At 50.3% G+C, this 24,051-nt stretch carries 27 protein-coding genes; 8 read left to right on the forward strand and 19 right to left on the reverse strand.

All coding sequences use genetic code 11. The features are described from left to right. Positions 1-7: 7 nt before the first annotated feature. The 15 genes from BMW65_RS16690 to BMW65_RS16760 form a co-directional block, all read right to left on the reverse strand. A complete protein-coding gene (locus tag BMW65_RS16690; RefSeq protein WP_090607092.1) occupies positions 8-1,042 on the reverse strand; it encodes a zinc-dependent alcohol dehydrogenase family protein in 1,035 nt (344 codons plus the stop codon). A 396-nt stretch (positions 1,043-1,438) separates the two neighbouring features. Further along, positions 1,439-2,116: an anaerobic ribonucleoside-triphosphate reductase activating protein gene (locus tag BMW65_RS16695; protein ID WP_090607094.1), complete on the reverse strand. Its 678-nt coding sequence runs from the start codon at positions 2,114-2,116 to the stop codon at positions 1,439-1,441. Beyond that, entirely contained in the window at positions 2,097-2,279 is a 183-nt protein-coding gene (gene nrdD, locus BMW65_RS24700; protein WP_090607095.1) for an anaerobic ribonucleoside-triphosphate reductase, read from the reverse strand. The genes BMW65_RS16695 and nrdD overlap by 20 nt, the downstream gene beginning before the upstream one ends. Then, positions 2,257-4,380 (reverse strand): ribonucleoside triphosphate reductase, encoded by a 2,124-nt coding sequence (locus tag BMW65_RS16705; RefSeq protein ID WP_090607097.1) that lies wholly within the window; start codon positions 4,378-4,380, stop codon positions 2,257-2,259. The genes nrdD and BMW65_RS16705 overlap by 23 nt, the downstream gene beginning before the upstream one ends. A gap of 163 nt (positions 4,381-4,543) precedes the next feature. Then, positions 4,544-4,873, reverse strand: a complete 330-nt coding sequence (locus tag BMW65_RS16710; RefSeq protein ID WP_090607098.1) for a metal-sulfur cluster assembly factor — start codon at positions 4,871-4,873, stop codon at positions 4,544-4,546. Continuing rightward, positions 4,857-6,134, reverse strand: coding sequence for a hypothetical protein (locus BMW65_RS16715; RefSeq protein WP_090607099.1), 1,278 nt, complete (start codon positions 6,132-6,134; stop codon positions 4,857-4,859). The genes BMW65_RS16710 and BMW65_RS16715 overlap by 17 nt, the downstream gene beginning before the upstream one ends. A 14-nt stretch (positions 6,135-6,148) precedes the next feature. After that, on the reverse strand, positions 6,149-6,994 hold the full coding sequence (locus BMW65_RS16720) for a DUF2249 domain-containing protein (RefSeq protein WP_090607100.1): 846 nt from the start codon (positions 6,992-6,994) through the stop codon (positions 6,149-6,151). A 1-nt stretch (position 6,995) separates the two neighbouring features. Then, entirely contained in the window at positions 6,996-7,937 is a 942-nt protein-coding gene (gene ric, locus BMW65_RS16725; RefSeq protein ID WP_090607101.1) for an iron-sulfur cluster repair di-iron protein, read from the reverse strand. 103 nt (positions 7,938-8,040) lie between these two features. After that, positions 8,041-8,808, reverse strand: coding sequence for an ABC transporter permease subunit (locus BMW65_RS16730; protein WP_090607103.1), 768 nt, complete (start codon positions 8,806-8,808; stop codon positions 8,041-8,043). After that, entirely contained in the window at positions 8,805-9,533 is a 729-nt protein-coding gene (locus BMW65_RS16735) for an ABC transporter ATP-binding protein (RefSeq protein WP_090607105.1), read from the reverse strand. The genes BMW65_RS16730 and BMW65_RS16735 overlap by 4 nt, the downstream gene beginning before the upstream one ends. Beyond that, positions 9,530-10,780 (reverse strand): nitrous oxide reductase family maturation protein NosD, encoded by a 1,251-nt coding sequence (locus BMW65_RS16740; RefSeq protein WP_090607106.1) that lies wholly within the window; start codon positions 10,778-10,780, stop codon positions 9,530-9,532. The genes BMW65_RS16735 and BMW65_RS16740 overlap by 4 nt, the downstream gene beginning before the upstream one ends. Before the next feature lie 8 nt (positions 10,781-10,788). Then, positions 10,789-11,235 carry a nitrous oxide reductase accessory protein NosL gene (locus BMW65_RS16745; RefSeq protein WP_090607108.1) on the reverse strand — a complete coding sequence of 149 codons (447 nt, stop codon included), beginning with the start codon at positions 11,233-11,235 and terminating at the stop codon, positions 10,789-10,791. Beyond that, a complete protein-coding gene (locus BMW65_RS16750; protein WP_177181173.1) occupies positions 11,232-11,828 on the reverse strand; it encodes a hypothetical protein in 597 nt (198 codons plus the stop codon). Before BMW65_RS16750 ends, BMW65_RS16745 begins: the two co-directional genes overlap by 4 nt. A gap of 11 nt (positions 11,829-11,839) precedes the next feature. Then, positions 11,840-13,822, reverse strand: coding sequence for a Sec-dependent nitrous-oxide reductase (gene nosZ, locus BMW65_RS16755; RefSeq protein ID WP_090607109.1), 1,983 nt, complete (start codon positions 13,820-13,822; stop codon positions 11,840-11,842). Positions 13,823-13,867: 45 nt separating this feature from the next. Next, positions 13,868-14,356 (reverse strand): c-type cytochrome, encoded by a 489-nt coding sequence (locus BMW65_RS16760; RefSeq protein WP_090607111.1) that lies wholly within the window; start codon positions 14,354-14,356, stop codon positions 13,868-13,870. Positions 14,357-14,655: 299 nt separating this feature from the next. On the opposite strand from BMW65_RS16760, the gene BMW65_RS16765 reads away from it, so the two are divergent. Genes BMW65_RS16765 through BMW65_RS16785 form a run of 4 tightly spaced genes read left to right on the forward strand, consistent with a single transcriptional unit; the run spans position 14,656 to position 18,524 of the window. Next, positions 14,656-15,264, forward strand: a complete 609-nt coding sequence (locus BMW65_RS16765; protein WP_090607113.1) for a Crp/Fnr family transcriptional regulator — start codon at positions 14,656-14,658, stop codon at positions 15,262-15,264. 44 nt (positions 15,265-15,308) lie between these two features. Beyond that, positions 15,309-16,556 carry a hypothetical protein gene (locus tag BMW65_RS16775; RefSeq protein WP_177181174.1) on the forward strand — a complete coding sequence of 416 codons (1,248 nt, stop codon included), beginning with the start codon at positions 15,309-15,311 and terminating at the stop codon, positions 16,554-16,556. A 31-nt stretch (positions 16,557-16,587) separates the two neighbouring features. Continuing rightward, positions 16,588-17,985 carry a class II fumarate hydratase gene (gene fumC, locus BMW65_RS16780; RefSeq protein WP_090607118.1) on the forward strand — a complete coding sequence of 466 codons (1,398 nt, stop codon included), beginning with the start codon at positions 16,588-16,590 and terminating at the stop codon, positions 17,983-17,985. Positions 17,986-17,990: 5 nt separating this feature from the next. After that, positions 17,991-18,524, forward strand: coding sequence for a fumarate hydratase (locus BMW65_RS16785; RefSeq protein ID WP_090607120.1), 534 nt, complete (start codon positions 17,991-17,993; stop codon positions 18,522-18,524). A gap of 74 nt (positions 18,525-18,598) precedes the next feature. On the opposite strand, the gene BMW65_RS16790 is transcribed toward BMW65_RS16785, so the two are convergent. After that, a complete protein-coding gene (locus BMW65_RS16790) occupies positions 18,599-18,988 on the reverse strand; it encodes a DUF3127 domain-containing protein (RefSeq protein WP_090607121.1) in 390 nt (129 codons plus the stop codon). Between the two features lie 76 nt (positions 18,989-19,064). Here BMW65_RS16790 and BMW65_RS16795 point away from each other — a divergent pair, with 76 nt between their 5' ends. Both BMW65_RS16795 and BMW65_RS16800 read left to right on the forward strand, forming a co-directional pair. Further along, entirely contained in the window at positions 19,065-20,246 is a 1,182-nt protein-coding gene (locus BMW65_RS16795) for a THUMP domain-containing class I SAM-dependent RNA methyltransferase (protein WP_090607123.1), read from the forward strand. Next, on the forward strand, positions 20,233-20,886 hold the full coding sequence (locus BMW65_RS16800) for an HD domain-containing protein (protein ID WP_090607333.1): 654 nt from the start codon (positions 20,233-20,235) through the stop codon (positions 20,884-20,886). Before BMW65_RS16795 ends, BMW65_RS16800 begins: the two co-directional genes overlap by 14 nt. Here BMW65_RS16800 and BMW65_RS16805 read toward each other — a convergent pair. The 3 genes from BMW65_RS16805 to BMW65_RS16815 all read right to left on the reverse strand — a co-directional run bounded on the left by BMW65_RS16805 (position 20,883) and on the right by BMW65_RS16815 (position 22,205). After that, entirely contained in the window at positions 20,883-21,242 is a 360-nt protein-coding gene (locus tag BMW65_RS16805; protein ID WP_090607124.1) for a TM2 domain-containing protein, read from the reverse strand. The two genes, BMW65_RS16800 and BMW65_RS16805, sit on opposite strands and share 4 nt — an antisense overlap. Further along, positions 21,211-21,561, reverse strand: coding sequence for a DUF2752 domain-containing protein (locus BMW65_RS16810; protein WP_090607126.1), 351 nt, complete (start codon positions 21,559-21,561; stop codon positions 21,211-21,213). The genes BMW65_RS16805 and BMW65_RS16810 overlap by 32 nt, the downstream gene beginning before the upstream one ends. A gap of 62 nt (positions 21,562-21,623) precedes the next feature. Next, complete coding sequence (locus tag BMW65_RS16815) at positions 21,624-22,205, reverse strand: HdeD family acid-resistance protein (RefSeq protein ID WP_090607127.1); 582 nt, start codon at positions 22,203-22,205, stop codon at positions 21,624-21,626. A gap of 161 nt (positions 22,206-22,366) precedes the next feature. Here BMW65_RS16815 and BMW65_RS16820 point away from each other — a divergent pair, with 161 nt between their 5' ends. Continuing rightward, complete coding sequence (locus BMW65_RS16820; protein ID WP_090607129.1) at positions 22,367-23,152, forward strand: glycerophosphodiester phosphodiesterase; 786 nt, start codon at positions 22,367-22,369, stop codon at positions 23,150-23,152. A gap of 4 nt (positions 23,153-23,156) precedes the next feature. Continuing rightward, positions 23,157-23,993 carry an endonuclease/exonuclease/phosphatase family protein gene (locus BMW65_RS16825; protein ID WP_090607131.1) on the forward strand — a complete coding sequence of 279 codons (837 nt, stop codon included), beginning with the start codon at positions 23,157-23,159 and terminating at the stop codon, positions 23,991-23,993. The last annotated feature ends 58 nt before the right edge of the window (positions 23,994-24,051 follow it).

Below are 24,051 nucleotides of genomic sequence, written 5' to 3' on the forward strand. Positions count from 1 at the left end.
TCCACGCTTAATTATTCACGATGATTTTCATCGCCTTTTCCCGGGAGGCGTTCAAAAATACATCATAGGCCTTTTCAACCTCGTCCAGCCCAAACCGGTGGGTGATCAGCTTAGACAAGTCGAACCGGTTGGCCGAAACCGCCTTGATAAGCATCGGGGTGGTGTTGGTATTGACCAAACCCGTGGTGATGGTGAGGTTCTTTATCCAAAGCTCCTGGATTTCGAAATCCACTTTCTTGCCATGCACGCCCACGTTGGCGATATGTCCACCCGGCCGGACGATGCGCTGGCAGATATCCCAAGTCTGCGGTAGCCCCACCGCTTCGATGGCTACGTCCACGCCTTCGCCGGCAATAGCCAATATTGCGTCCACTGCATTTTCCTGCCCCGAATTGATGGTATGAGTAGCCCCCATTTCTTTCGCCAAGGCCAGGCGGTTGTCGTCCATATCCACCACGATGATGGTAGAAGGTGAATAAAACTGGGCAGTCAACAGCACCGACATACCGATGGGGCCACCCCCTACGATGGCAATGGTATCGCCGGGCCGTACATTGCCATATTGTACGCCAATCTCATGCCCGGTGGGCAGGATATCGCTAAGTAATACCGCTATTTCATCATCAATTGCCGCAGGCAATTTAAACAGACTGTTGTCTGCATGAGGTATACGCACATACTCAGCCTGCGTGCCGTCGATAAGGTGCCCCAAAATCCAACCGCCATCTTTGCAATGCGCATACAATTGCTTTTTACAGCTTTCGCAGGAGCCGCAGGATGTGATACACGAGATCAATACTTTATCTCCCTTTTTATACTGCCGTACCCCCTCACCTACTTCCTCCACGATACCGATCCCTTCATGTCCCAGGATACGGCCATCTTCCACTTCCGGATTTTTTCCTTTATAAATGCCCAAATCCGTTCCGCATATGGTGGTTTTCAGCATCTTGACGATAACGTCAGTTGGTTTCTGAATGGCGGGTACCGGTTTGTCTTCCAACGCAATGTTGTGGTCGCCGTGAAATACGAGAGCTTTCATGATAACTGGTTTTTTAATATTCCCTCTTAGTGAAGAAATGGTGTGAACAATTAAGTTTGCTTTCCTGATGCCGAGGAACACTCAGCAATTGATAACACTAAGTTACACAAGCATTTCTGCATACAGAAATCAAAGACACCTTATTTAAGCTGATGTGACGAGAATCATTTTCAAAAGTTGATCAAGACACAATCTGCCCTTTCCGCTCTCCAAGGTCCTATTACATTGTCACCAACTCTTATAGTTATTGTTAACTAATAGATAGGTTATTCGTAGTTTATAGGGATTTGCCCCTATAAAGTCCCTACAATCTTCTTATAACTTCCCTATATATTCACTATTAGTAGGCGTGCTGGTCATAAGCAGATAGCTCCTTAGTAACCAGAAAGGAGCAGATCACTCGCGCACCACCACTTGTATGCTATCGGTAAACAACGTCGATAGGTACTTGTTTTTTACGGATCGGCCCAACATGCCCAGCACCGGCACACCGTTTACATAATGCTGGAGGTAATACGAACCGGTGTAACCCGCCTGTTGCAAAAACTGGACCATTGCCTGCAAATCTTCCACACTGATCAACTCGCTGTGCACGGTGGTACGCACCTCAAAGGGCACCCCGGCTGCCATAAGCAGTGACAAGCTCGCTTCAAATGCAGGAAACAAATCCGAATGGGTAATGGCACGGTACCGGCCCGCAAGTGCTTTGAAATCAAGTGCCACGTAGTCCACCAATCCCTGCTTTGCCAGTGCCGCCAGCACGCCCGGCCGCGAACCGTTGGTATCTATTTTTATGTCAAAACCATATTCCTTTGCCGTCCGCGCCAGGGACACGATATCCGCATGCAAGGTACACTCACCGCCGCTCAGCACTACACCTTGCAGCAATCCCTGCCGTGCCCGCAGGAACCGCAAGGCATCGGGTATGCCTATGCGGCCCTTGCCCAGCACAATATCCGGGTTATAGCAATAGACACAGCGCATATTGCACCCCGCAAACCATAGGATGCAGGCGGTCTTGCCGGGATAATCCAGCAAGGTGAAGGGCGTGATGCTATAGATGGGCGTAGGCATCTTTCTCGGCAAAATGCCGGCGTTGCCCGTGTTCGCCCTTTTTACCGATGTTGAAGCTTTCCACGGGGCGATGGTAGCCCATCACGCGGGTGTAAACCAAACATTTACTCCGTCTTTCCTGGTTTTGTTGCAAAATCAGGTCATCTTGCTGTTGTATGTTCATGGGTTATTTGTTTTTGATGAGTCGCTAAAATAAGTTCGTCACATTTCGGACAGTATTCGTGTTCACCGTTGAGGTAGCCGTGTACCGGGCAGATGCTGAATACCGGTGTCACGGTGATATAGGGCAATTTAAAGTTGGAGATGACTCCACGCACGAAATTGCGACAGGCATCGGGCGAACTGACCCGTTCGCTCATATACAGGTGCAGCACCGTACCTCCGGTGTATTTGCATTGCAAATCGTCCTGCAACAGCAGCGCCTCAAACGGATCTTCCGTATAATCCACCGGCAGCTGCGAACTGTTGGTATAGTAGATATGCTCGCCATAGCCCGCTTGCAGGATATCGGGGAACCGCTTCTTATCTTCCTTGGCAAAGCGGTAGGTTGTTCCCTCAGCAGGTGTAGCTTCCAGGTTATACAAATTGCCTGTACTTTCCTGAAATTCGCGCATACGCCTACGTATATGCTCCAGTAGTGCGGCGGCAAAAGCGATGCCGCTGTCCGACGTGATGCAATCCCTGTCATCCGTGAAATTCCGGATCATCTCATTCATGCCGTTGACGCCAATGGTCGAAAAATGATTGCGGAAATGGGGAAGGTACCGTTTGGTATAAGGATACAATCCCCTGTCGTACATTTCTTGGATAAACCGTCGTTTCTTCTCCAGAGTGGATTTGGCGATGTCCAGCCAATGATCCAGTCTCCGGTAGATCCCCTCCTTATCGCCACGGTACAGGTAGCCCAGGCGGGCCATATTGATGGTTACCACACCGATACTGCCCGTCATCTCGGCACTGCCAAATAAGCCATTACCGCGCTTGAGCAGCTCCCGCAAATCCAGTTGCAGCCGGCAGCACATGCTTCGTACGGCATTAGGCTTATAGGCCTCTGGGTTTTCCACCCGATTGCCCGATGTATCCGTCATGTACTGGCTCCCTACGAAATTCTGGAAATACGAAGAGCCTATTTTGGCCGTATTCTCAAATAACAAGGTCGCGTTTTCACTCTCCCAGTCGAAATGTTCCGTGATGTTCACGGTAGGAATCGGAAATGTAAAGGGTTGGCCATTGGCGTCGCCTTCCGTCATCACAGTGTAATAGGCCTTGTTAATCATATCCATCTCCCGTTGGAAATGCTTATAACATAAATCTTCCAGTGACATCACACCCCTGCGGCGCGCCAGGTGCAGCAGTTCGGCATCCCGCGCATCGGCAAATAGGTGCTTATCTTGTTTGGTTGGGATCTGCTCTTTCAAATCATCCGGTACGTTCCAGTCCAGCGTAATGTTGGTGAAAGGTGACTGCCCCCAACGTGCAGGCACATTGAGGTTGTACACAAAACTGCGCACGGCTTTCAGCACTTCGACGTAGGGCAAACGATCTTTAAATACATACGGCGCTAGGTACGTGTCAAATGAGCTGAATGCCTGCGCACCGGCCCATTCGCTTTGCAGGATACCCAGAAAATTGGCCATCTGGCCCAGTGCCTCCCTGAAATGGGACGGCGGCCGGCTTTCCACCCTGCCACGCACGCCATTGAAGCCTTCGTTGAGCAATACACGCAAGCTCCACCCCGCGCAGTAGCCCGTGAGGCAGTCGAGGTCGTGGATGTGGATATCACCATTGCGATGGGCATATCCCTCTTCCTTGCTATATACATTATCCAGCCAATAGTTGGCAATGATTTTCCCTGCCGTGTTGTTTACCAGTCCAGCGTTGGAATACGAGGTATTGGCATTGGCATTGATACGCCAGTCCGTCTGCCGGATGTATTCCTCGATGGCCTGCGTGCTGTCAACATACGTCGTATCCTCATTAAAGCCACCGATGTGTTCGCGCTGGAGTTTACGTGTGTGGCGGTACAGCATAAACGAACGCATGGTTTCGAAATATTGTCGTTCATAAAGCACCTTTTCGATATGGTCTTGTATCTCCTCCACCGCCCACGTGTCCTTACCGTCCAATACGTGCATCACTGCTGCAAATACACCGTTGTCCGGTGGCATGGAAACACTTTGGAACCCCTTTTCTATCGCGTCCCTGATTTTGTAAGGCATGAATGGCTCGTAAGCCCCGTTTCGTTTGATGACGTATTTTTCCATAATGTACCCGGTAAATGAAATCTTACCTACAAAAGTACCCCTCACTGACGGGCCGTTTTATGACGAGGCTCACAATTAATGGAAAAAAGATATCCACATCAGGAATCAGATGTGGATATGTCCGCGGGAGAAATCCAGCACTTCTTTCAATATCACAGGCAAATCAAATCAACCCCAATTGCGCCTTGCCCGATTCCGAAATCCGATCGTAATTCCATTCGGGTTCCCATACCAGATTTATTTCGACCTCCCTATCCGGAAAACAAGCCTTCAATACATTTACCACCCCGCTTTGGATGGCATCGCCCATCGGGCAATAGGGTGTGGATAAGGTCATGGTGACCACCGCCTTGCCGGCATCGGAAAAATCGATTCCGTACAACAATCCCAGATCGATGATGTTGACGGACAGCTCCGGATCGATGACTTGCATCAGCGCGGTCTGCGCCTTCACGTATTCTGCCACATAAGGGCTGCTAAGTGATAGTTCCATGATGAAATACCGGTTTATGAAAAAGAACCTTGACCACATTGACAAGGTAAATGACCGCGAGTGCCAGCCATAGGAACAATGCCGTGCGTATCACCCACGTTTCATTGGTCACCATTCCGATTACCAACGACGAAAACGCACCTAAATATAAGTAGAATTGATAAATGGTGAGCCGCTCGTTATACAATTGTTTTGGTAAAGGTACATGCGCTTTGCCATGCAGCTGCTGATAGCGGATATTCCATACGATAAACGGCAATGTCTTGAACGTCTTGCCCAGTATGATACCCGTAATCCAGCCTAAAAAGAGAAACGTACCATACAGGGTAGCCCACCGGACATCAGCTGCATGATAGGCCATGGGAAGCAGGATAAACCCCGCAATCAGGTAGCCAAACGAAACCGCCGTATGCCGCATCAACGTCTCCACCTTCTTGCGTAGACGATGGCAGTAGGTATCCACCAAGTAGCCAAGCCAAGCCAGTGTGCCAAGCCCCACGATACCGGCGTACCACAGCATCTTACCGGTGATCGGATTGAAATAGCCATCCGCAAGGAAAAGCACCAGTCCCATGTTTTGAAGCAGGAGTGCAGCATAGAGCAGCCAGGTCTTCTTCGATTTTCCCAAAAGAAACATCGGGACGAGCTTGGCGCTTACTCCGGTAATCAATTGCAGGAACCAGCCGGCAAGCCCGGCATGGGCATGGAGCTTCAGTACATCCACGTGAGGCCGGGGGATAAAGGTATGTGACAGATTAATGGCCAATAAAAGCCCGATGACCGCCGTAATAAGCAGCCACAGGGCAGAAACCATCATGAAAAGTCGATGAATGCCGAGCTGCCGCGACGAAAATGCCGTGCCGCAAGCGTTTATCCCATATAGCAGCGTCGAAGCGACTACAAGGGCCCCACCCCAAATCAGGCTTACTCTCACACGGAACCCCCAAAATGACCATACCATCAACAACGTGCCCACGGTCAGCAAGCAATAGGAAGCCACGGCCATTGGGATGCTGAACAAGTCGCGCTCACAAATGACAGGCAGTAGCTGGTAGGCTGCTCCGAAAATGACCATCGTACCCCATCCCAATGCCGCTGTATGCACGATTGCCAGTACATGCGGACTGAAATAATGCCTGGTCAGCTCATCAGCAGCGAGCAGCATCAATACACACAAGACCAGAAAAAACACGGCCGCGGTACCGTAAAATGGGAGCACCGCAATGCCTGCCGGGATTTTGCCAATGGGGGTACTTGTCATGTCTTTTCTTCCTTTTATCCCGTCCGTACTACCAATAGTTGTACGTCCCCTTCCCCAACCTCATGGATATGGATAGCATAGGGCTGTCCCTCCAATGCGTCCAAGAGGTGGAGCGGTACGCGCTTGTGCCGCACGTATAACGCTTCATCCGATCCCAACGTCGGGAGCGTCTCCAAAACCGCTTGCATGGGCTGGGGCATGGGCAGGTGCCGTACATCCAGGCGCTGCAACCGGCTTTCAGGATACAGGTTGATTATCCGGACAAACGAATCAGCATCGTGCATCACCACAGGGCTTGTCGCTGGCTTACGTTCAGTTTCCCTGCCTAACACGCCTTTGAAAAACCACGTATAGTGCAGATCGCTGCTTTTCGTATCGACAGTGCACTCCGCCCCTTTCTTCTCCAGCAGATGAATGAGGGGATAAGGGACGAACGAGTTGATGATACACAACAGATGGCCCGGTGGTAAGGCACCGTACCGTTGCAGGATCGCTTTTAAGGGGTCGTCGCCCGAGTCGATAAGCTTCCGCACATCGAAATAATCTTTGTGGTTATCATCGGCGGCCGTAAGCCATTCCGACAGTTGGGATGCCTGTAATAAGGCAGCGGGAGACGTGTTACCGTCCGTGCTGTCCTCCACGAAAGCAAATCCCAAAGGCTCCAATACCTGCCTGAAATCCACTACCGAACATCCCGCCATGGCGGCTGCTTCCGCTATCGTCACCCTCGGAGCCATCAACCTGCGCAGTATGGGGTTTCTCAACTTGCGCAATGGTTTCGCCAGTCCGGCAATGGCCTCAATGCTGGCATCATTGGCCCTGATAAGCTCCGAAATCCTAGTATGTTGGCTAATGATCACCTTATCCGTGTGCTAAGCGTTCCTTCTCCAGCGTGATTGTCTTGGGAAACAGGATGTTATTTTCCAAATGAATATGCTGAAACAGATCGTTCTCAAACGCCTTAATGCGGTCATACAGGTAAGTATACGAATTGCACGCATTGGCCGGCAATTGGTAGTCCCTTGTCAGCGTACGGAATCTGCGCAATTCACCGCCTGCCGATTCATGTTCATCTTCCATGCATTTTACCACTTCGCTCGCCTGCAATGATACATCCTCCGCGCCCACTTCAAGCTTTTTAATGATGGGAAACAACGTCTGTTCCTCCTTTTGGATATGGCTATATAAATCTGCCATGAACGCATGCACACCTTCGGCCAAGGCCAGCAACTCGTGGTGTTCGACGCCGTGGCGTAAAGCCACCTTGTCTGCGAGTTGTTCGATAATGGGACCCTGCTCGCGAATATAGCGATGGTGCACATTGCAGATGTAATCAGCGAGGAAACCGGGATTCCAACGGTCGAAATCGTGCCCGGCTTGTTCCGTTTTAATTTCGGCGGCATGTTCCAGTTCCTGCCGCACCAACTGTTCGTCCAGTCCTACCGCATCGGTTGCCTCTTTCAGTGTTTGCTTCCCACCGCAGCAGAAGTCGATGCCCAGCTTCTTGAACACCTTCGCTTTCCGCAGGTCCTTGGCGGCAATCTCGCCCACGGTTTCTTCATGGGTTTCTGCTACAGGTTTGGCAATCCGCACGCGCCACCATTCCGGGCCGGCCTCCAGGTATTCCCATGTAAAAAAATTCCCCCGCTCACCCAGTAGTTGGTAGTATAGCGGCTTGGGATCATGGTCGTTCAAGATGACGAACGCTTCTCCCGGCTCCAATGCATCGAAGTGCTCGAAAATCGTGGGATGTTTCAGCCGGGGTTCAATCCGGGTGACATTCAGTAATGCTGTTTTTATCATGACGTTATTTGTTTAATTCGGCTGTCAGCTATCAGCGTTCAGCCCCCTGATTTATTTATTATCTACTGTCTGTTGCTTAACATTTAATATCTCCTGTTTCACCTCACAAATCCTTCCGCTTAAAAAACCTTATGGAAAACCAAAAAGGCAGCACGGTCCATAATACCAGTATTGTTGCCGTAATCGCCATGCCCCCATCCGTGCCAAAAAACTTGCGGAATATCGCACCCGTATAGCCCATCATGGCCGACACATCCACCTGCAATAGAATCAGTATCCTGCTGGTGTCTATCGGGTTGAGCATGGATAACGCTACCATGCCGTTTTCGATGGGATAGTCCGAAAACTGGAACAGCAGGAACAGCACCACTGCATCAAACAATAGCGCAAAATACAGCCACAGGAGGATGGACAGCCCGATGCCCCTTGCTTTGTCGCGCACCCGTACAGTGGCCCACAGGGCCACCGACACAAAAATCAGTGACAATGCAGCGCCGCAGAGCATCAGCATCACACCCGATGCGGTGGCGGCATAAAGCACCACCGGTATCCCGACTCCCACCATAAACGCCAACGACATGGCCACGGCCAGTCCGACGAAGATGCTGATCCATATCGTATCCCGCCGCAACGGCTGGCTCACCAGCAGTTCGATAAACTCCGCGCTGTTGTACAGATACACCGTGGAAAAGAGGAGGCTTACCAACGGCACCACAAAGAGCACGATGTTCAGCAAGCTCACCACCCCCTTGCCGGCACTGTCTTCCATGCTAAACACACTGACCGATAGCACCGCTAACACCGCCGTGTACACCATGATGGTACGGCTCCTCAGCAGGTCGGCTATCACATATTTGATAATCTTGTTCATAGCGTTCCCTCCATCAGTTCGTGTGTAGCCATCACCTGCGCGATCGCCTTTGATAACCGGTCGGCCCCCGTTTCCGCTTTGAGCGCTTGCAGCGATTTATGGAACAGCGGCTTACCGTCCTGCATGTAGATGACCTCCGTCACCAGATCGTCCAAATCGCTCAATACATGCGAGGTAATGACAATCAACTTATCCTGTTGCTTCTCGGCACGGATTTTATCTTTCAGCAATTCAGTCGAAAGCGGATCCAGCCCGGCCGTCGGCTCATCAAGGATGAGCACCTCGGGGTTGAACATAAAAGCCAGGCAGGCGCTCACCTTCTGACGCGTCCCGCCGGAGAGCGTACGCATCCGTTTATCCAGCATGCCATCCAGCCCAAAGGCAATGAAAAGGTGGTTGTCCAATGCCGATTCCGGCATTTTACGGATGTCCTTCATCATATTCAATACCTGGCCGATGGTCATGTTTTCGGGGTATCGGCCCATCTGCGGCATGTAGCCGATCTGATTGCGGTACCGCCACTCATGGGCGATGTCCTTGCCTTTGAAGGTAATGTTGCCCGACTGCGGCACAATCATGCCCAGTATGGCTTTAATCAGCGTGGTCTTGCCGCTACCATTGGGCCCGATGAGCGCAATGCATTGCCCCCCTTCGAGCGTAAGCGAAACGTCGTCGAGCACATGGAGCTTTCCGAACTTCTTAGACAGGTGCTGGATGGTAATCATAGTGCCACAGGTTGCATCAACGGATAGTCGTCTTTCAGGTTTTCGGGTGTGAGGCTGGGCAATACCCGCTCGGTACGGTCGAGCAGCGTGACCATGAAGCTGCGGAACAGCAGCATGGCCATGGGATATTTCTCCACCACCATCGAATACAGGCTGACGGGCCGGTAAGGCACGTCGCCCTCTTTATCGTTATCCAGGTCGTATCCTTCGTATTTATCCCAATAGTTGCGCTCAAAGGTATTGAGCACCAGCGAACCATTGGTGGCTACGTCAAAGGTGTTGTGGATGAAATTATTCCGTGTCACGGTGTTGTCCATGCAACTGGCCTGTATTTTCAGTGCCCATCCGTTGTTTTCAAATCGATTGCGCTGGATACGGATACGGTTGCTCCCCTCCATGAGGATGCCCGTCGTATTCTTGGCAAATGTATTGTCCGCGATGTGGCTGTCGGTAATCTCCTTGAGCAGCAGTCCATACGCAGCATCGCCCCAGTTTTCGTTGAACACGTTGTGCTCCATCCGCACGTGCTTGGTGTACATCACCGCCACGCCGGCCCCATTGCCGGTAAACGTATTGCGGTAATAACCGTTGTCATGCGAAAACATGAAATGCAACCCATAGCGGACATTCCGGTGCGATTGGTTGCCCTGCACATCGGTATGTGTCACAAATTCGAGGTAGATGCCGTCCCGGTGCCCCGTGATGGTGTTGCCTGCTATGTCCAAGCGATCGCATTTCCAGCCGTGTATCCCGTTGCCGATCAATTGTTCGGCCTTGCCATAGGCCACCAGCCGATTGTTGCGGATGGTGCAATTGCGGGCATTTTGCAGGTAAATGCCGAAGAAATTATCGTCCAGCACATTGTCCGTTATCATCACGTGATGGGTGTCGTAAATCTTGACACCCGCCATGTCTTTCATCGACGAATGGCCGGAACGGCAGATGGTAAACCCTTTGATGACAACATACGGGGCATGCACGGACACCGGCTCGTATTTTTGCTCCCCGTCGATGACCGGATTGCCCACACCCACGAGCATCAGCCGTTTGCGGATGCCGATGTTGCCTTCGCGGTACACGCCGCCGTCTACCTGAATGGTATCGCCGTCGGCTGCCAGCTCCAGGGCTTTGGTGATGGTGTGCACAGCATGTTGCTTGCCTACCTTGATGGTAGCGGCACGGGGCATGCCGACTACCAACAGGCAAACACACAAACTCAACACATAGTTAACCCATCCGTTCATCATGTTTATTCTTATTTCCACAAATCGTCCCAAGCGATTACCTCGCCCCCATATTCACTACGGGCAGCTTCCAAATCGACCTCGTTGACAAAGGCGGCAATATCGCCCCGCATGGGACTTTTAAGCGATTCGCTTTTCAGCAAAAACAGCTGTTCTGCCGGCAGCAGCTTGCCGTCATTGGTATAATCCGGCAGGTAAAATGCCGCAACATCTTCGCGGGATACACTCCCCGCCTGTATAAAGGCAACCATGCACTGCGCATCGTCAAAAATATAGGCACGACCTTTCTTGGTGGCCAATTGGGTACCGAACCGTGCATCGCTCACCGTCATTCGGCAATGTGCACACTGGTCCTTGCCGAAGTTGATGGGTTTGGGACCATCGCTGCCGCAGGCCAGTAACCCAAAGGCCAGCAACAACACCGCCCTTATCGGACCGAACATCGTCTTGTTTCTCATGATTTCAAACTATTTTTAGCCAGCCGCCACTCGGCAAAGACACAATAGGCAAGCAGCACACCGCAGACCACGAATATCCAGCCGCCCACGGCCGGTATGGAAAACGCACCGAAGTTGAGCAGCTGCTTGAACCCAATCAGCGGGGGTTGGTACGCCATGCCTGGTACCTTGATGGGTGCATTGGGGTCGAGGTGGTGGCCGTAATCGTACTCCCACATCCAGAAGTCGACCATGGCGACAATGCCGAAAAGCAGGAATGCCACAAAAAGCATGTTGACAAGTTTCCTGCGCCCGACGGCCCCCACAGCGATAAATGCCAGCCCATACGCACCGATGATGTAGGGCAATACCGTAAACTCGATGAAATCATCGGCGTGCAGCGTCCGCATGCCGATGTAATGGTTGAGCCCGTTGATGATATCCACCTGCCCATCCAGCTTATAGCTGTAAATGAGTAGTTCAAGCCCTTCGGGATACTGTGCGGCATCCAGCTCGATGCGCCAGATCGGCAGGGCAATCACGGCAAACAGGGCCAGACCGCATACAATCAGTAGGGCTCTGTGCAGTTTGATGATGACATCGTTGCGTTTCACGGTCTGTTCGTTTATTCCCCGGCAGACGGGTTCACACCGGTACTGAATGCAAGCTGTACATTACTTCCTTTGGGCGATACCCGCACATAACCCGACATTTCCTGGTGCAGCGCACTGCAAAAGTCGGTGCAGTACATCGGGAATATCCCTGTACGGTCGGGCACCCATTTAAGCGTCTGCGTCTCGCCCGGCATCACGAGCAGCTCGCTGTTGCCCGCGCCCTTGATGGCGAAGCCATGCGGCATATCCCAGTCCTGCTCGATGTTGGTCACGTGGAAATACACCTCATCCCCCAGCTGGATACCCTCAATGTTATCCGGCGTAAAGTGCGACCGGATGGTGGTGAGGTAAACATGCACGGTATTACCGTTTCGTTCTACGCGGGCCTCGGATTCCCCCTTGGCGATATAAGGATGCTTGTTGGCATTGATGTCGTAGATTTTCACACTCCTGTCTTTAATCAGGTCGGCCGGAACTGCCTGTGCATAGTGCGGTTCGCCGATGGTCGGGAAATCCAGCAGCAGTTCCATCTTTTCGCCGCTGATGTCAAACAGCTGCGCAGCGTGGCAAAGCTCCGGGCCGGTGGGCAGGAAGCGGTCTTTCGTAATTTTGTTGTAAGCCACGAGGTATTTGCCATAAGGTTTTTTGGAGTTACCGCCGGCAACCATCAAGTGGCCAACGGAGTAATAGGTCGGCTGCCGATCGATCACTTCCAGTTTTTCGATGTTCCATTTTACAATTTCTGACGAAACAAAGAAAGAAGTATAGGCATTGCCCTTATCGTCAAACTCGGTATGCAAAGGACCCAACCCCGGCTTCTCTACCTCTCCGTGCAATGCCGATTCGTATTTTACAACAGGGATACCACCATACTGCTCTGCTTCAAAATCTTTATTAGCAATAGCATTCTGCAACTTATCGAAGCTGAAAACAGGAATTAAGGCGGCCAGTTTACCGCTTCCGATGATATACTCGCCCGTGGGGTTGACGTCGGTACCATGCGGCGATTTCGGACAGGGAATCAAGTATGCCAGGTCTTCAAAATCGGCAACATCAAGCACTGTCACTTCCGTCTTGATTTCGGAAGTAGCCGAATGCGTCTCCTCGTTATACTTATTGTGGGCATACCGGACCGCTTGCTTCGTGCCCCTGCCGGCCTTGAAATATTCTTCGGCTTTTTTCCAATTGATCGCCAGGATAAAATCCTTGTCATTTTGGGAAGCGCTTACTTCCAATAGCGTATGTGCCTGTTCAGAATTGTAGCAGCTGAGGAAAAGCCAACCGTTTGATTTACCTTTTCCGGCGCTGGACAAATCAAAATTCAATCCGGGGGTCTTCAACTGGAAGGCAATATCAAACTCGCCGGTTTCTTTGTCTACACGCACAAAGCTGATGTGTCCCTTGAAATTCTCCTTGTACGAGCTGATCGGCACATCGCCGCCCGGTCCGTCGGGCGGAACACTAAAACGGGTTGCTGCTATCACATACTCCGAGTTCTCGGTTGTAAACGGCGAACAGTGGTTGCCCCCGGTATTGGGAATCTCGATGATTTCGGCCGTGCGGTGAGTTGCCAGATCAATCCTTGCCAACCGCGGGGTATTGTTGGAGTTGGCAAACATCCATTTGCCGTCTGGCATCCCGTCGGTAAACGACGCTTCGATGTGGTGCAGGTCGTCCCAGGGGATAAAACCATGCGATGTCTCCAGCATGGGTTTGGTTTCTTCGCTGAATCCCCACCCTTTTTCGGGATCTACCGAAAACACAGGAATGACACGGAACAGCCGGCCACTTGGCAGGCCATAGACGCTCATCTGCCCACTGAATCCGCCCGACACGAAGTTGTAGAATTCGTCGTACTGCCCCGGCGGTACATACGTTCGTGCCGCGGCATTGCCGGTCACGGCACTTCCTGCCCCCCGGGGTTTGCAGGCGCTGAATGATATGGACACGACCATTGCGGCCAGCAACCATAATAGGTGTTTTCTTCGTTTCATTGTTATGGATGTTTAAGGTTATTAAAATCAATTCCGTTGTCTTTATTAATTCACGCCGTCATTTTCCCGCATAAATTCCAATATCTTGCGGGCGTCCTCATCCGAAAGGTTTTGGTTGGGCATGCGTACCAAGCAGATTTCCAGCTGGGCCTGCAATTCAGGGTCTTTATCAATCATCGGATCCGGATTGGTGATGAAATTCATGATCCACGCGGGCTGGTGTTTTTTGGTCACCCCCGACCAGCCCGGCCCGACCAGCCGTTCGCTGGTATATTTATGGCAGCTTGCGCACTTGACATCCGCGATGAGTTTCCCTTCCTGTGCCAGTGCTGCATCCAGCGTGTTCCCCACATCGACCTTGTCAAACTTTCCCAAGCCCCGTTTCGGGTCATAGTCTGAAGGCTGTGCAGCCGTTGTCTGTGCGGATTGGCTGTCTGCGCTTTGTTTACCTCCCTGCGAGCAGGCATAAATCACGATGCCAAGCATCAGCAATAGCATTAGTTTCTTCTCGTTTAGTTGTGTTTTGTTAGCCATGACGATCTGTTATTTTATGGTGCGTATGTGACTTATGTGATTTGTTTATGCAAAGTTATCCTTGCCCGACTCGTCCTTTTATGCGTACAGTCATAAAGCGAATCCATCTTGGATTTTTCAGCTTATTTGCATACCTTTGTCAATTATAAACACCTATTTTATAGTTATTTAAAAACAAAATACGGTTTCAGTGATTCCTGTCACCTCGCCATGTGACGTGCGTCATTATGGTAGCGTAGGTTACTTGTATCTTTGCGATAGGTGTGCAATTGTGCAACCTGGCTAAACATGCTTCAGCTATGATTCCGACAGACTTGCTCATCCAAAGGGGTGCTTCTTACCGGAAGGCCACAACCGGAGACATCATCTTTAATGAAGGTGCACCAGCAGCGTATTATTACCAACTGGTGTCCGGCCGTGTGCGGTGGTGCAACATCACGGACGACGGACGGGAAATCCTGCACAAAGTGGTGGAAGCCGGGGAGAGTTTTGGCGAGTTTCCCCTGTTTGATGGAGGGACGTATGCTGCCAGCGCCATTGCCGATACACCCTGCCTGATGCTGCGGCTGTGCGTATCTTCCTTCCATCAATTGCTCAGGGAGCATCCCGATATTCACTTCGCATTCACAAAGTCATTGGTGCAGCATTTACGATTCAAGTTTTTACTGACCGATCTATTGTCAAAGAATAGCCCGGAAACGGTGATTGCCAAGCTGATTAGCCATTTCAACCAGCAAGGGAAATTCATCTGCCAGGATTGCAACCGGCTCATGCTTACCCGCCAGCAACTGGCCAACATGACCGGGCTGCGTGTAGAAACCATCATCCGAGCCATCAAGCATATGGAAAAGGAAGAACGGCTCAGCATCGTCAAGGGAAAAGTCTTTGTGCCGGCCGACGGCTTATGAGCCCGCTCATAAAAGCCTCGGAGAATAAGTGATATTTTGGCCACGTGATTGATTTTCAAAAAAAAATAACGGTCCACCATTGGATGGTATTGGGCACATTAAGCCTCCTGCTGGTAGCAGCATCAGGATTGTTGATGCGGATGAAATTTTTAACCGCGCTGCCGGCAATCAACCAAAAATTCCTGCTGCATGCCCATTCGCATTTTGCATTCTCGGGGTGGATATCCCACGCATTGATGGTGCTCATCGCAGCGGCTGTATGCGGCACGGGAAGCCGCGAAAACCTACCGCGGAGATATCAGGTGCTTATCGCTGCCAACCTATTGGCCGCATACGGCATGCTGGTCAGTTTTTTCCTTCAGGGCTATGGATTTTATTCGATTTGCGCATCCACGCTTACCGTGGCGCTTTCCTATATTTTCGCCGTGAGGTGCTGGCGAGATACCGCACGGCCTATACTCGACAGCCATACCCGGCGCTGGCTACGGGCAGCATTGTTTTTTTTGGTGCTTTCCTCGGTCGGCACATTTTTTTTGGCCTACCTGATGGCTTCCCACAACACCGATTCCAAGCTGCAACTGACTGCTGTATACTTTTTTCTGCACTTTCAATACAATGGCTGGTTTTTCTTTGCCTGCATGGGATTATTCCACCATTGGCTACGGCGCTGCGGAATCGTCGCCAAGCATCCGTCATTTGTGTTCTGGGCTTTTGCATGGTCTTGTATACCCACCTATTTCCTTTCGATACCCTGGTGGGATATGCCCGGCTGGCTTTACACCATTGTGGTTGGCGCGGCAGCCATGCAAGCCATCGCGTGGGGCATCGGGTTGCATTCGTTGCCGGGGAAACTGATAGGGTATACACATCGCCCCGCTGCGGTTGCAAAAGGATTGCTCATCGGGACCGCCATCGCTGCTACCATCAAAATCCTCCTCCAAGGGCTATCGGCCATCCCATCATTGAGCCAGTTGGTCTATGGTTTCCGTCCCATTGTCATTGGTTACCTTCACCTTGTTTTGCTGGCCATCATCACACTTTTCATCATGGCCTATGCCTATATGAATGAAAGTCTATTGATCAACCGCCGTGCGGTTGTCTCAACGGTGGTGCTCGCAACAGGTATTGTTTTGAATGAAGTGTTACTGTTTTTGCAGGGAGTATCCGGGTTAATGGGTATTTTCATTGGCCATATCCCCTATGCTTTGGCCTGGGCAGCAGGTATCATGGTCGTTGGATTAGCGGGGTTGATTTGGAGTCAATATATTTCCACATCTCCCATATCTTCTTAACTTTGTGGGCATAATCAAAAACAACAATTCCATGTCATATAGAATAGAACACGATACCATGGGCGAGGTGCAAGTGCCTGCCGATAAGTATTGGGGTGCCCAGACCGAACGTTCGCGCAACAACTTTAAAATCGGACCGGCAGCTTCCATGCCCAAGGAAATTATCGAAGCCTTTGCTTACCTCAAAAAGGCTGCAGCATACACCAATGCAGACGCAGGTGTGCTGCCCGCAGAAAAACGGGATCTGATTGCACAGGTGTGCGACGAGATCCTCGCCGGGCAACTGGCCGATCAGTTTCCACTGGTTATCTGGCAGACTGGCTCGGGCACACAGTCCAATATGAACGTGAATGAGGTGGTATCCAACCGTGCACATGTCATCCAAGGCAATAATTTGGGCGAAGGCAAGCCCTTCATCCATCCCAATGATGACGTAAACAAATCGCAGTCATCCAACGACACCTACCCCACAGCCATGCACATCGCGGCGTACAAGAAAGTGGTGGAAACCACCATCCCCGGTGTAGGAAAGCTGCGCGATACGCTCAAGGCAAAGTCCGAAGCATTCGCCAATGTGGTCAAAATCGGCCGTACCCACCTCATGGATGCTACGCCGCTGACCCTGGGACAGGAATTTTCGGGGTATGTAGCCCAACTCGATTACGGTCTGAAAGCGCTTAAAAACACGTTGGCACACCTTTCCGAGCTGGCTCTGGGCGGTACTGCTGTCGGCACAGGCATCAACACACCCAAGGGTTATGCGGAGAACGTAGCCAAATACATTGCCGATTTTACGGGATTGCCATTCCGCACGGCCCCCAACAAATTCGAGGCGTTGGCGGCACATGATGCCATCGTGGAGACCCACGGCGCATTGAAGCAATTGGCCGTATCGTTGCATAAAATTGCTAACGATATCCGTATGCTGGCCTCCGGCCCACGCTCTGGCATCGGCGAAATCCTAATTCCAGAGAACGAACCCGGTTCGTCCATCATGCCCGGCAAAGTAAACCCCACGCAGTGCGAGGCGCTTACCATGGTCGCTGCACAGGTTATCGGCAATGACGTGACTATCTCCTTCGGCGGTGCCAACGGCCATTATGAGCTTAACGTGTTCAAACCTGTCATGGCTGCCAACTTCCTGCAATCTGCTCAATTGATTGGTGATGCCTGCGTGTCATTCAACGATCATTGCGCCATCGGCATTGAACCCAGCTACGATGGCATCAAGAAGCATCTTGAAAATTCGCTCATGCTCGTCACGGCACTCAATCCGCATATCGGCTATGAAAATGCAGCGAAGATTGCCAAGAAAGCCCATAAGGAAAATAAATCCTTGCGCGGGGCCGCGTTGGAATTGGGCTTGCTCACCAACGAGCAATTTGACGAATGGGTACGCCCGGAGGACATGATTGGCGGGTTGAAATAATATACGTGATTCGTCATATCCCATATCGATTACAAGATACGGTATACCGGCTATTTGTGGCCGGTATACTTTTTCTATGCGCTGGTGGTTGCCGTTTCAATCCCGATATCCAAAGCGGAGGAGCGGATTACTTGCAAGGCACCTGGGTACAGGACACCATTCCCATGCAGGATGCACTCCTGCAATACACCCTGCATGAATTGAAATTTACCTGTGATTCCATCTATGCGACACTGCATACCACCTCCAAGGCCAAGAATGTAGCCGATTCCTGCTATAACGAAGGGCAGTGGACCGAATATGCCAAAGGTGTCTATGTGGTGAGAAGTGATAGCCTGTTGGTAGACGGTCAATATACAAAGCCTGATTGGCGGCAGAAAATCTCCGGTTGCTACCGTACCGGGCAATACCTACCACGTTTTAGGATTGTCCATTATACGGTTGACTCCCTTGTGCTCGAAAACCGCTACGACCAGCGTCCAATCCTGCTACGTAAGACTGCGGATATTACCTGTATACCCAAGAAGCGCTGGGAATAAGGGAGGAAACAAAAAAGGCAGCACTCATCGCGCTACCTTTTATTGATTTATTATCAACTAAAACTATATTCAAGTTAGAATGGTAAATCGTCGTCTTTTCCGTCATCAGCCGAAATATCCACTGTGGGGGGCGCATCAAACGCCTGCGGCCCGGGAGTCGATTGTCCAGCCTGCGCGGGGGTAGCCGACACTTTGGCCACACGCCATGCGACCAATGAATTGAAGTAGCTTGTTACCCCATCCCTATTGGTCCAAGGACGTCCACGCAGATTGAATGAAACTTCTACCTCATCACCTACACTCAGGTTGTCGAACAATGTCGTCCGATCCTGGGTAGCCTCAAAACGGATATATTCGACAAATTGGGGGTTTTCTGCATACTGAATAATCAAATCCCTTTTCTTGAATGTATCGGTAACTTGTTGCACATCACCAATTTCGTGTACTTTTCCTCGTATTTCCATTACTTGCCTCTTTTATTAAAACCGTAAAACTACATATTTTTTAGCTAACAATAATAACTAACTTTGCCAAAATCTTATGGAAGTTTTCAACACCCCCAGCAAAATCATTATTACCTGCAATAGACGACTGTCGCCCTATTTACAGCAGGAAGTCAGGCAACTTGGCTTCGATATCAAACGGGCTTTTGCAACTGGCGTAGAACTCATCGCCTCGATCAATAATTGCATCCGGCTGAACCTCAACCTGCACTGTGCCAGCCAGGTGCTTTATTCATTGAAAACCTTTAAAGCCAACAATCCGGAGGATCTTTATGACGCCCTGATAGCCATTCCCTGGGAAGATCTCATTGCGTTCGACGGGTACGTTTCGGTCACCTCCAATGTCAACAATCCAACCATCACCACGCCCTTGTTTGCCAACCTGAAGGTAAAGGATGCGATTGCAGACCGCATTAAAAGCAAGAAAGGCCTGCGGCCGGATAGTGGCCCCGATTTACATAAAACAGTCGTACACCTTTATTGGCAGGACGACCAAGCCGAGATCTTCTTCGACACATCCGGTGAAACACTGGCCAAGCATGGCTATCGCAAACATCCCGGCAAGGCACCGATGTTGGAGGCACTCGCCGCGGCCGTCGTATATGCTACTGCCTGGGACGGCCAGTCGGCCTTTATCAACCCCATGTGTGGATCGGGCACATTGGCTATCGAGGCTGCACTCATTGCGACCAACCGCAAACCTGGCCTCTTCCGGATGAACTATGGTTTTATGCATATCCTGGGGTATGACGAGCAGGTTTTTTTTTCCGAACGGCGGCAGCTGAAAGAACAGGTCAACAAAAAGAAACCCATCCAGATCATCGCATCCGATCTATCGCGGGAAGCCGTTGATATCGCCATCATGAACGCCAAAACCGCAGGGGTAGACCAACTCATCGACTTCCATGTCTGTGATTTTGCAGACACACCGTTGCCTGACGGCCCGGGAGTGGTGGTATTCAATCCCGAATACGGAGAGCGATTGGGGATACATACCCGTCTCGAAGCCACCTACAGCCGTATCGGCAATTTCCTCAAGCAGCAGTGCACAGGCAAGCATGGTTATGTTTTTACCGGCAATCCCGACCTTGCAAAGAAAATTGGCCTTCACACTTCACAGCGGATCGAATTTTATAACGGCAAGCTGGACTGCCGCTTGCTGGTATATGAGTTATATACAGGAACAAAAAGGGGAAATAGGCCTGATGACGTACAATAAGCCGCTCATTGAACAAACGGCTGAATTCGTGCGCCAACAGCTTGCGGGAGCTGAAGCAGGCCACGATTGGTGGCATATCCATCGGGTATGGAACAATGTGAAACTTATCCTTCAGCATGAGCAGGCCGATCATCAAATCTGCGAACTGGCTGCACTCCTGCACGATATCGCCGACAGCAAATTTCACGGTGGAGACGAGTCTCTTGGACCAAAAGTTGCAGGCGAGTTTTTAAGCCGTCTCCATGTGCAAGAAGATTCCATCCAGCATGTCCAGGCCATCATCCTCCATATGTCGTATAAAGCAAGCTTAGGTGATGTGGCCTTTCATTCCAAAGAACTTGAAATTGTCCAGGATGCCGATCGTTTGGATGCTATCGGTGCCATTGGCATCGCCCGCGCCTTCCACTATGGCGGGTTTAAAAATCGGGAGCTGTACAATCCGGAAATCGTACCTAACCTACGTCAGGATAAAGAAACTTACAAAAACAGCACAGCGCCTACCCTCAATCATTTTTACGAAAAACTCCTCCTATTAAAAGACAAGATGAATACGAACGCGGCCAAGCAGATTGCCGAGGAACGGCACGCCTTTATGGAGCGGTATTTGGAGCAGTTTTACCGGGAATGGGAAGGCTATTAAAACCCACCCATCACCATCATGGCCGATTCGCGCGCCATCCGCTGGTTGTACTCGTCCGTCATGCTTTTGTGATTGATCAAATCTACAATGGTGCCGATGAAACAAAATCCCATGGTAAGAAAATAGATGATTCCCATCGCCACCTGATTGAGGATAAACCGCTGTATGCCGGCAAACCCCAAAAATCCCAGCAAGGTAAACAGCAAAATATCCTGGGCATTCTTTCGCTTGCCGTGATAGATGAACACGAAATGTTTTACCTGATCCTCCGTAAATGTGCGTGTTGCGTGTTCGAGGTACATCAGTTCCTCCGGGGAAATGCCCCTAATGGTCATCAATATATTGCGGTTGCTCATGGTTTTGATCTATTAATCGATTATTGTATTCATTTATCAATAAGGTATATATCCGATGGACGATAATAAAAAAAGCCGGTATGCCAAGCCAATGCATGTGAAATGATGCTACTACCTCTCCATGCATAAACAAGCCGATGGAACGCCCTAACCCGCATCCTGGACACCAATCAAACCCTGCATTTTCCAATGGACACAGTGTAAAATGAGGATTGTGCCCGCCGGAAACGTAAAGGAATACGAGTGCTGCTACCCAACATATCAGCTCCGTTGGAAACGCCGCGTGCCATTTGCTCCATATTCCTCTTTCGTAACCCATCAAAAATAAGACTATTTATCCATGCTGATGTTACATTTGCCAAACAAATATAATAAACGATGTTAGTCTTTGCCCATCTCGGCAATCCGCCGCTTTACTTTCCGTGCTTGGAAGGCAAGCAAGCAATGGAAAACGCCCGCTACAATGAAAGCAAATCCAGTCCAGCCTACCAATGTGATGGCACCGATTAATGGATTGAATATCACCAGCAGCCCAAAAAGCCCGACAAGGACTCCACCAACGATAAGCCAGCCCCAGCCCTTTATCCCGTAAGCGCGCAAGTCAATGGCATAGGTGATAAGCCCTGCTCCCGCCAACAACACATAAAACCCCACTACAAATGCCAATACCAGCATGGACAAGTCCGGATGGAAAAAGAGAATAAACCCCAATACCATGTCCAAAATACCCGTGGCCAACGTCCAACCCCATCCCTCCAATGCCTTCCTGTTGCTGATGGCGAATGTTGTACGCAATACACCGGTGATAAAAATCAACCATCCAAACAGTAACGACAATGCCAAATAACTCGCCAATGGACGAGAAAATGTGTAGCCACCTATAGCAATGAAAAGGATGCCTACCAATAAGAAAAGCCACCAATTCTTGATGCTCTTCTTCAATGTGGAAATAATGGAAGCCATAACAAATTAGTTTTCAATAAAATTACATAGTTTTTTAAGCAGAATAAATGACAGCAGGCAGTTAAAAAACTGACCTTTGTATCGCTTTTTTAACAAAATGACTACCTTTAGCCAACAATACGCTAACACAAATAGGCTAAATAGCGGCCAAAATTGAGAACATGAAAGCATTGACACGTATTTTTTTCACTTTAATGGTATGCGCCATGTCGCACATCTCTTTTGCCCAATTCATCCAAAACCAAGCTATCGCCCATCGTGGGGCGTGGAAAGTAGACGGACTGCCCCAAAACTCCCTGGCATCGCTGCACCGCGCGATTGAGCTGGGATGTGCCGGCTCCGAGTTTGATGTACATATCACCAAAGATGACGTACTGGTCGTCAACCACGATGCTGAATTTTACGGCATCGATATCGCCACAGCCACTTATGCCGAGTTGCTGGCCAAGAAGCATCCCAACGGAGAATCCATCCCCACGGCCGAGGAATACCTACGCGAAGGGATGAAGCAGCAAAAAACCAAGCTCATCTTTGAACTCAAAACATCCAAGTTGGGAAAAGAACGTACGCTTTATTCCGCCGATTTGGCTGTACAGCTTGTCAAAAAGCTGGGTGCTGAGGCATGGGTGGAATACATCGCATTCGATTACGATGCCTGCAAACGCCTCGCCGAACGCGACCCAAATGCCAAGGTGTATTACCTCAATGGAGATATTGACCCCGAGCAGGCCAAGCAAGACGGGTTATATGGTTTGGATTACCATTTCAGCATCTACAAGAAAAACCCGACCTGGGTAAAAGAAGCAAAGAGCCTCGGCCTCGTCATCAATGCATGGACGGTAAATACCGAAGATGAAATGCTTGTGTTGCTCAACCAAAATGCAGAGTTCATCACGACAGACGAGCCCGCATTACTTCTAGACGTCATCCAAAAACATAAAAAATAGCGCTATGAAACGGATTTTCAGCACCGTCGTTTTTGTTTTCCTGTGTGTTGCCATTGGGTTTGCACAGCAATTTATCGTGGCTACCTACAACATCCGATATGACGCCTCAGGCGACGAGGGCAACCTCTGGAAAGACAGGCATCCGCACCTCGTACAACTCATCCGGTTCCATGGATTCGACATTTTCGGTACGCAGGAAGGCCTTAAACATCAATTGGAGGATATCAAGAAAAACCTGCCCGGTTATACTTACATCGGCGTGGGCCGTGATGATGGTAAGGACGGGGGCGAGCATTCGGCGATATTCTATAACGTCGATAAATTTGAAGTGACCAAGCAGGGTAATTTCTGGCTTGCTGAAAACACGGAAGCGCCCAACAAAGGGTGGGACGCCGCGCTCCCCCGCATCTGTACGTGGGGGCTCTTCAAAGATAAGCGTACAGGTTTCGAATTTTTCCTTTTCAATGCCCACTTTGATCACGTGGGTGTCGAAGCGCGTAAAGAAAGTGCCAAGCTTATTGTGAAAAAAGCCCACGAACTGGGCAGCGGTGTCCCGATGATCATCACCGGCGACTTCAATGTAGACCAACGGAATGAAAGCTACCAAGTGCTCAACAATAGCGGGGAGGTGACTGATGCGTATGAATTGTCGCCGCTGAAATATGCACCGAACAATACCTATAACGGTTTTGACATTAAAAGAACGGGAGACAGCCGTATCGACCATATCTTCCTGTCAAAGCCATTCAGCGTCGTCCGTTATGGTATCCTGACGGATAGTTATCAAGGGAAAGCACCATCTGACCATTTTCCGGTAATGGCAGAAGTACGGTATCAATAGTAGCGAACGGTTTTAAAACTTGCATATAAAGGGCAAGTTACCTAAGTTTGAATAATAT

This window comes from Parapedobacter koreensis (genome assembly GCF_900109365.1).
Classification (GTDB): Bacteria; Bacteroidota; Bacteroidia; order Sphingobacteriales; family Sphingobacteriaceae; genus Parapedobacter; species Parapedobacter koreensis.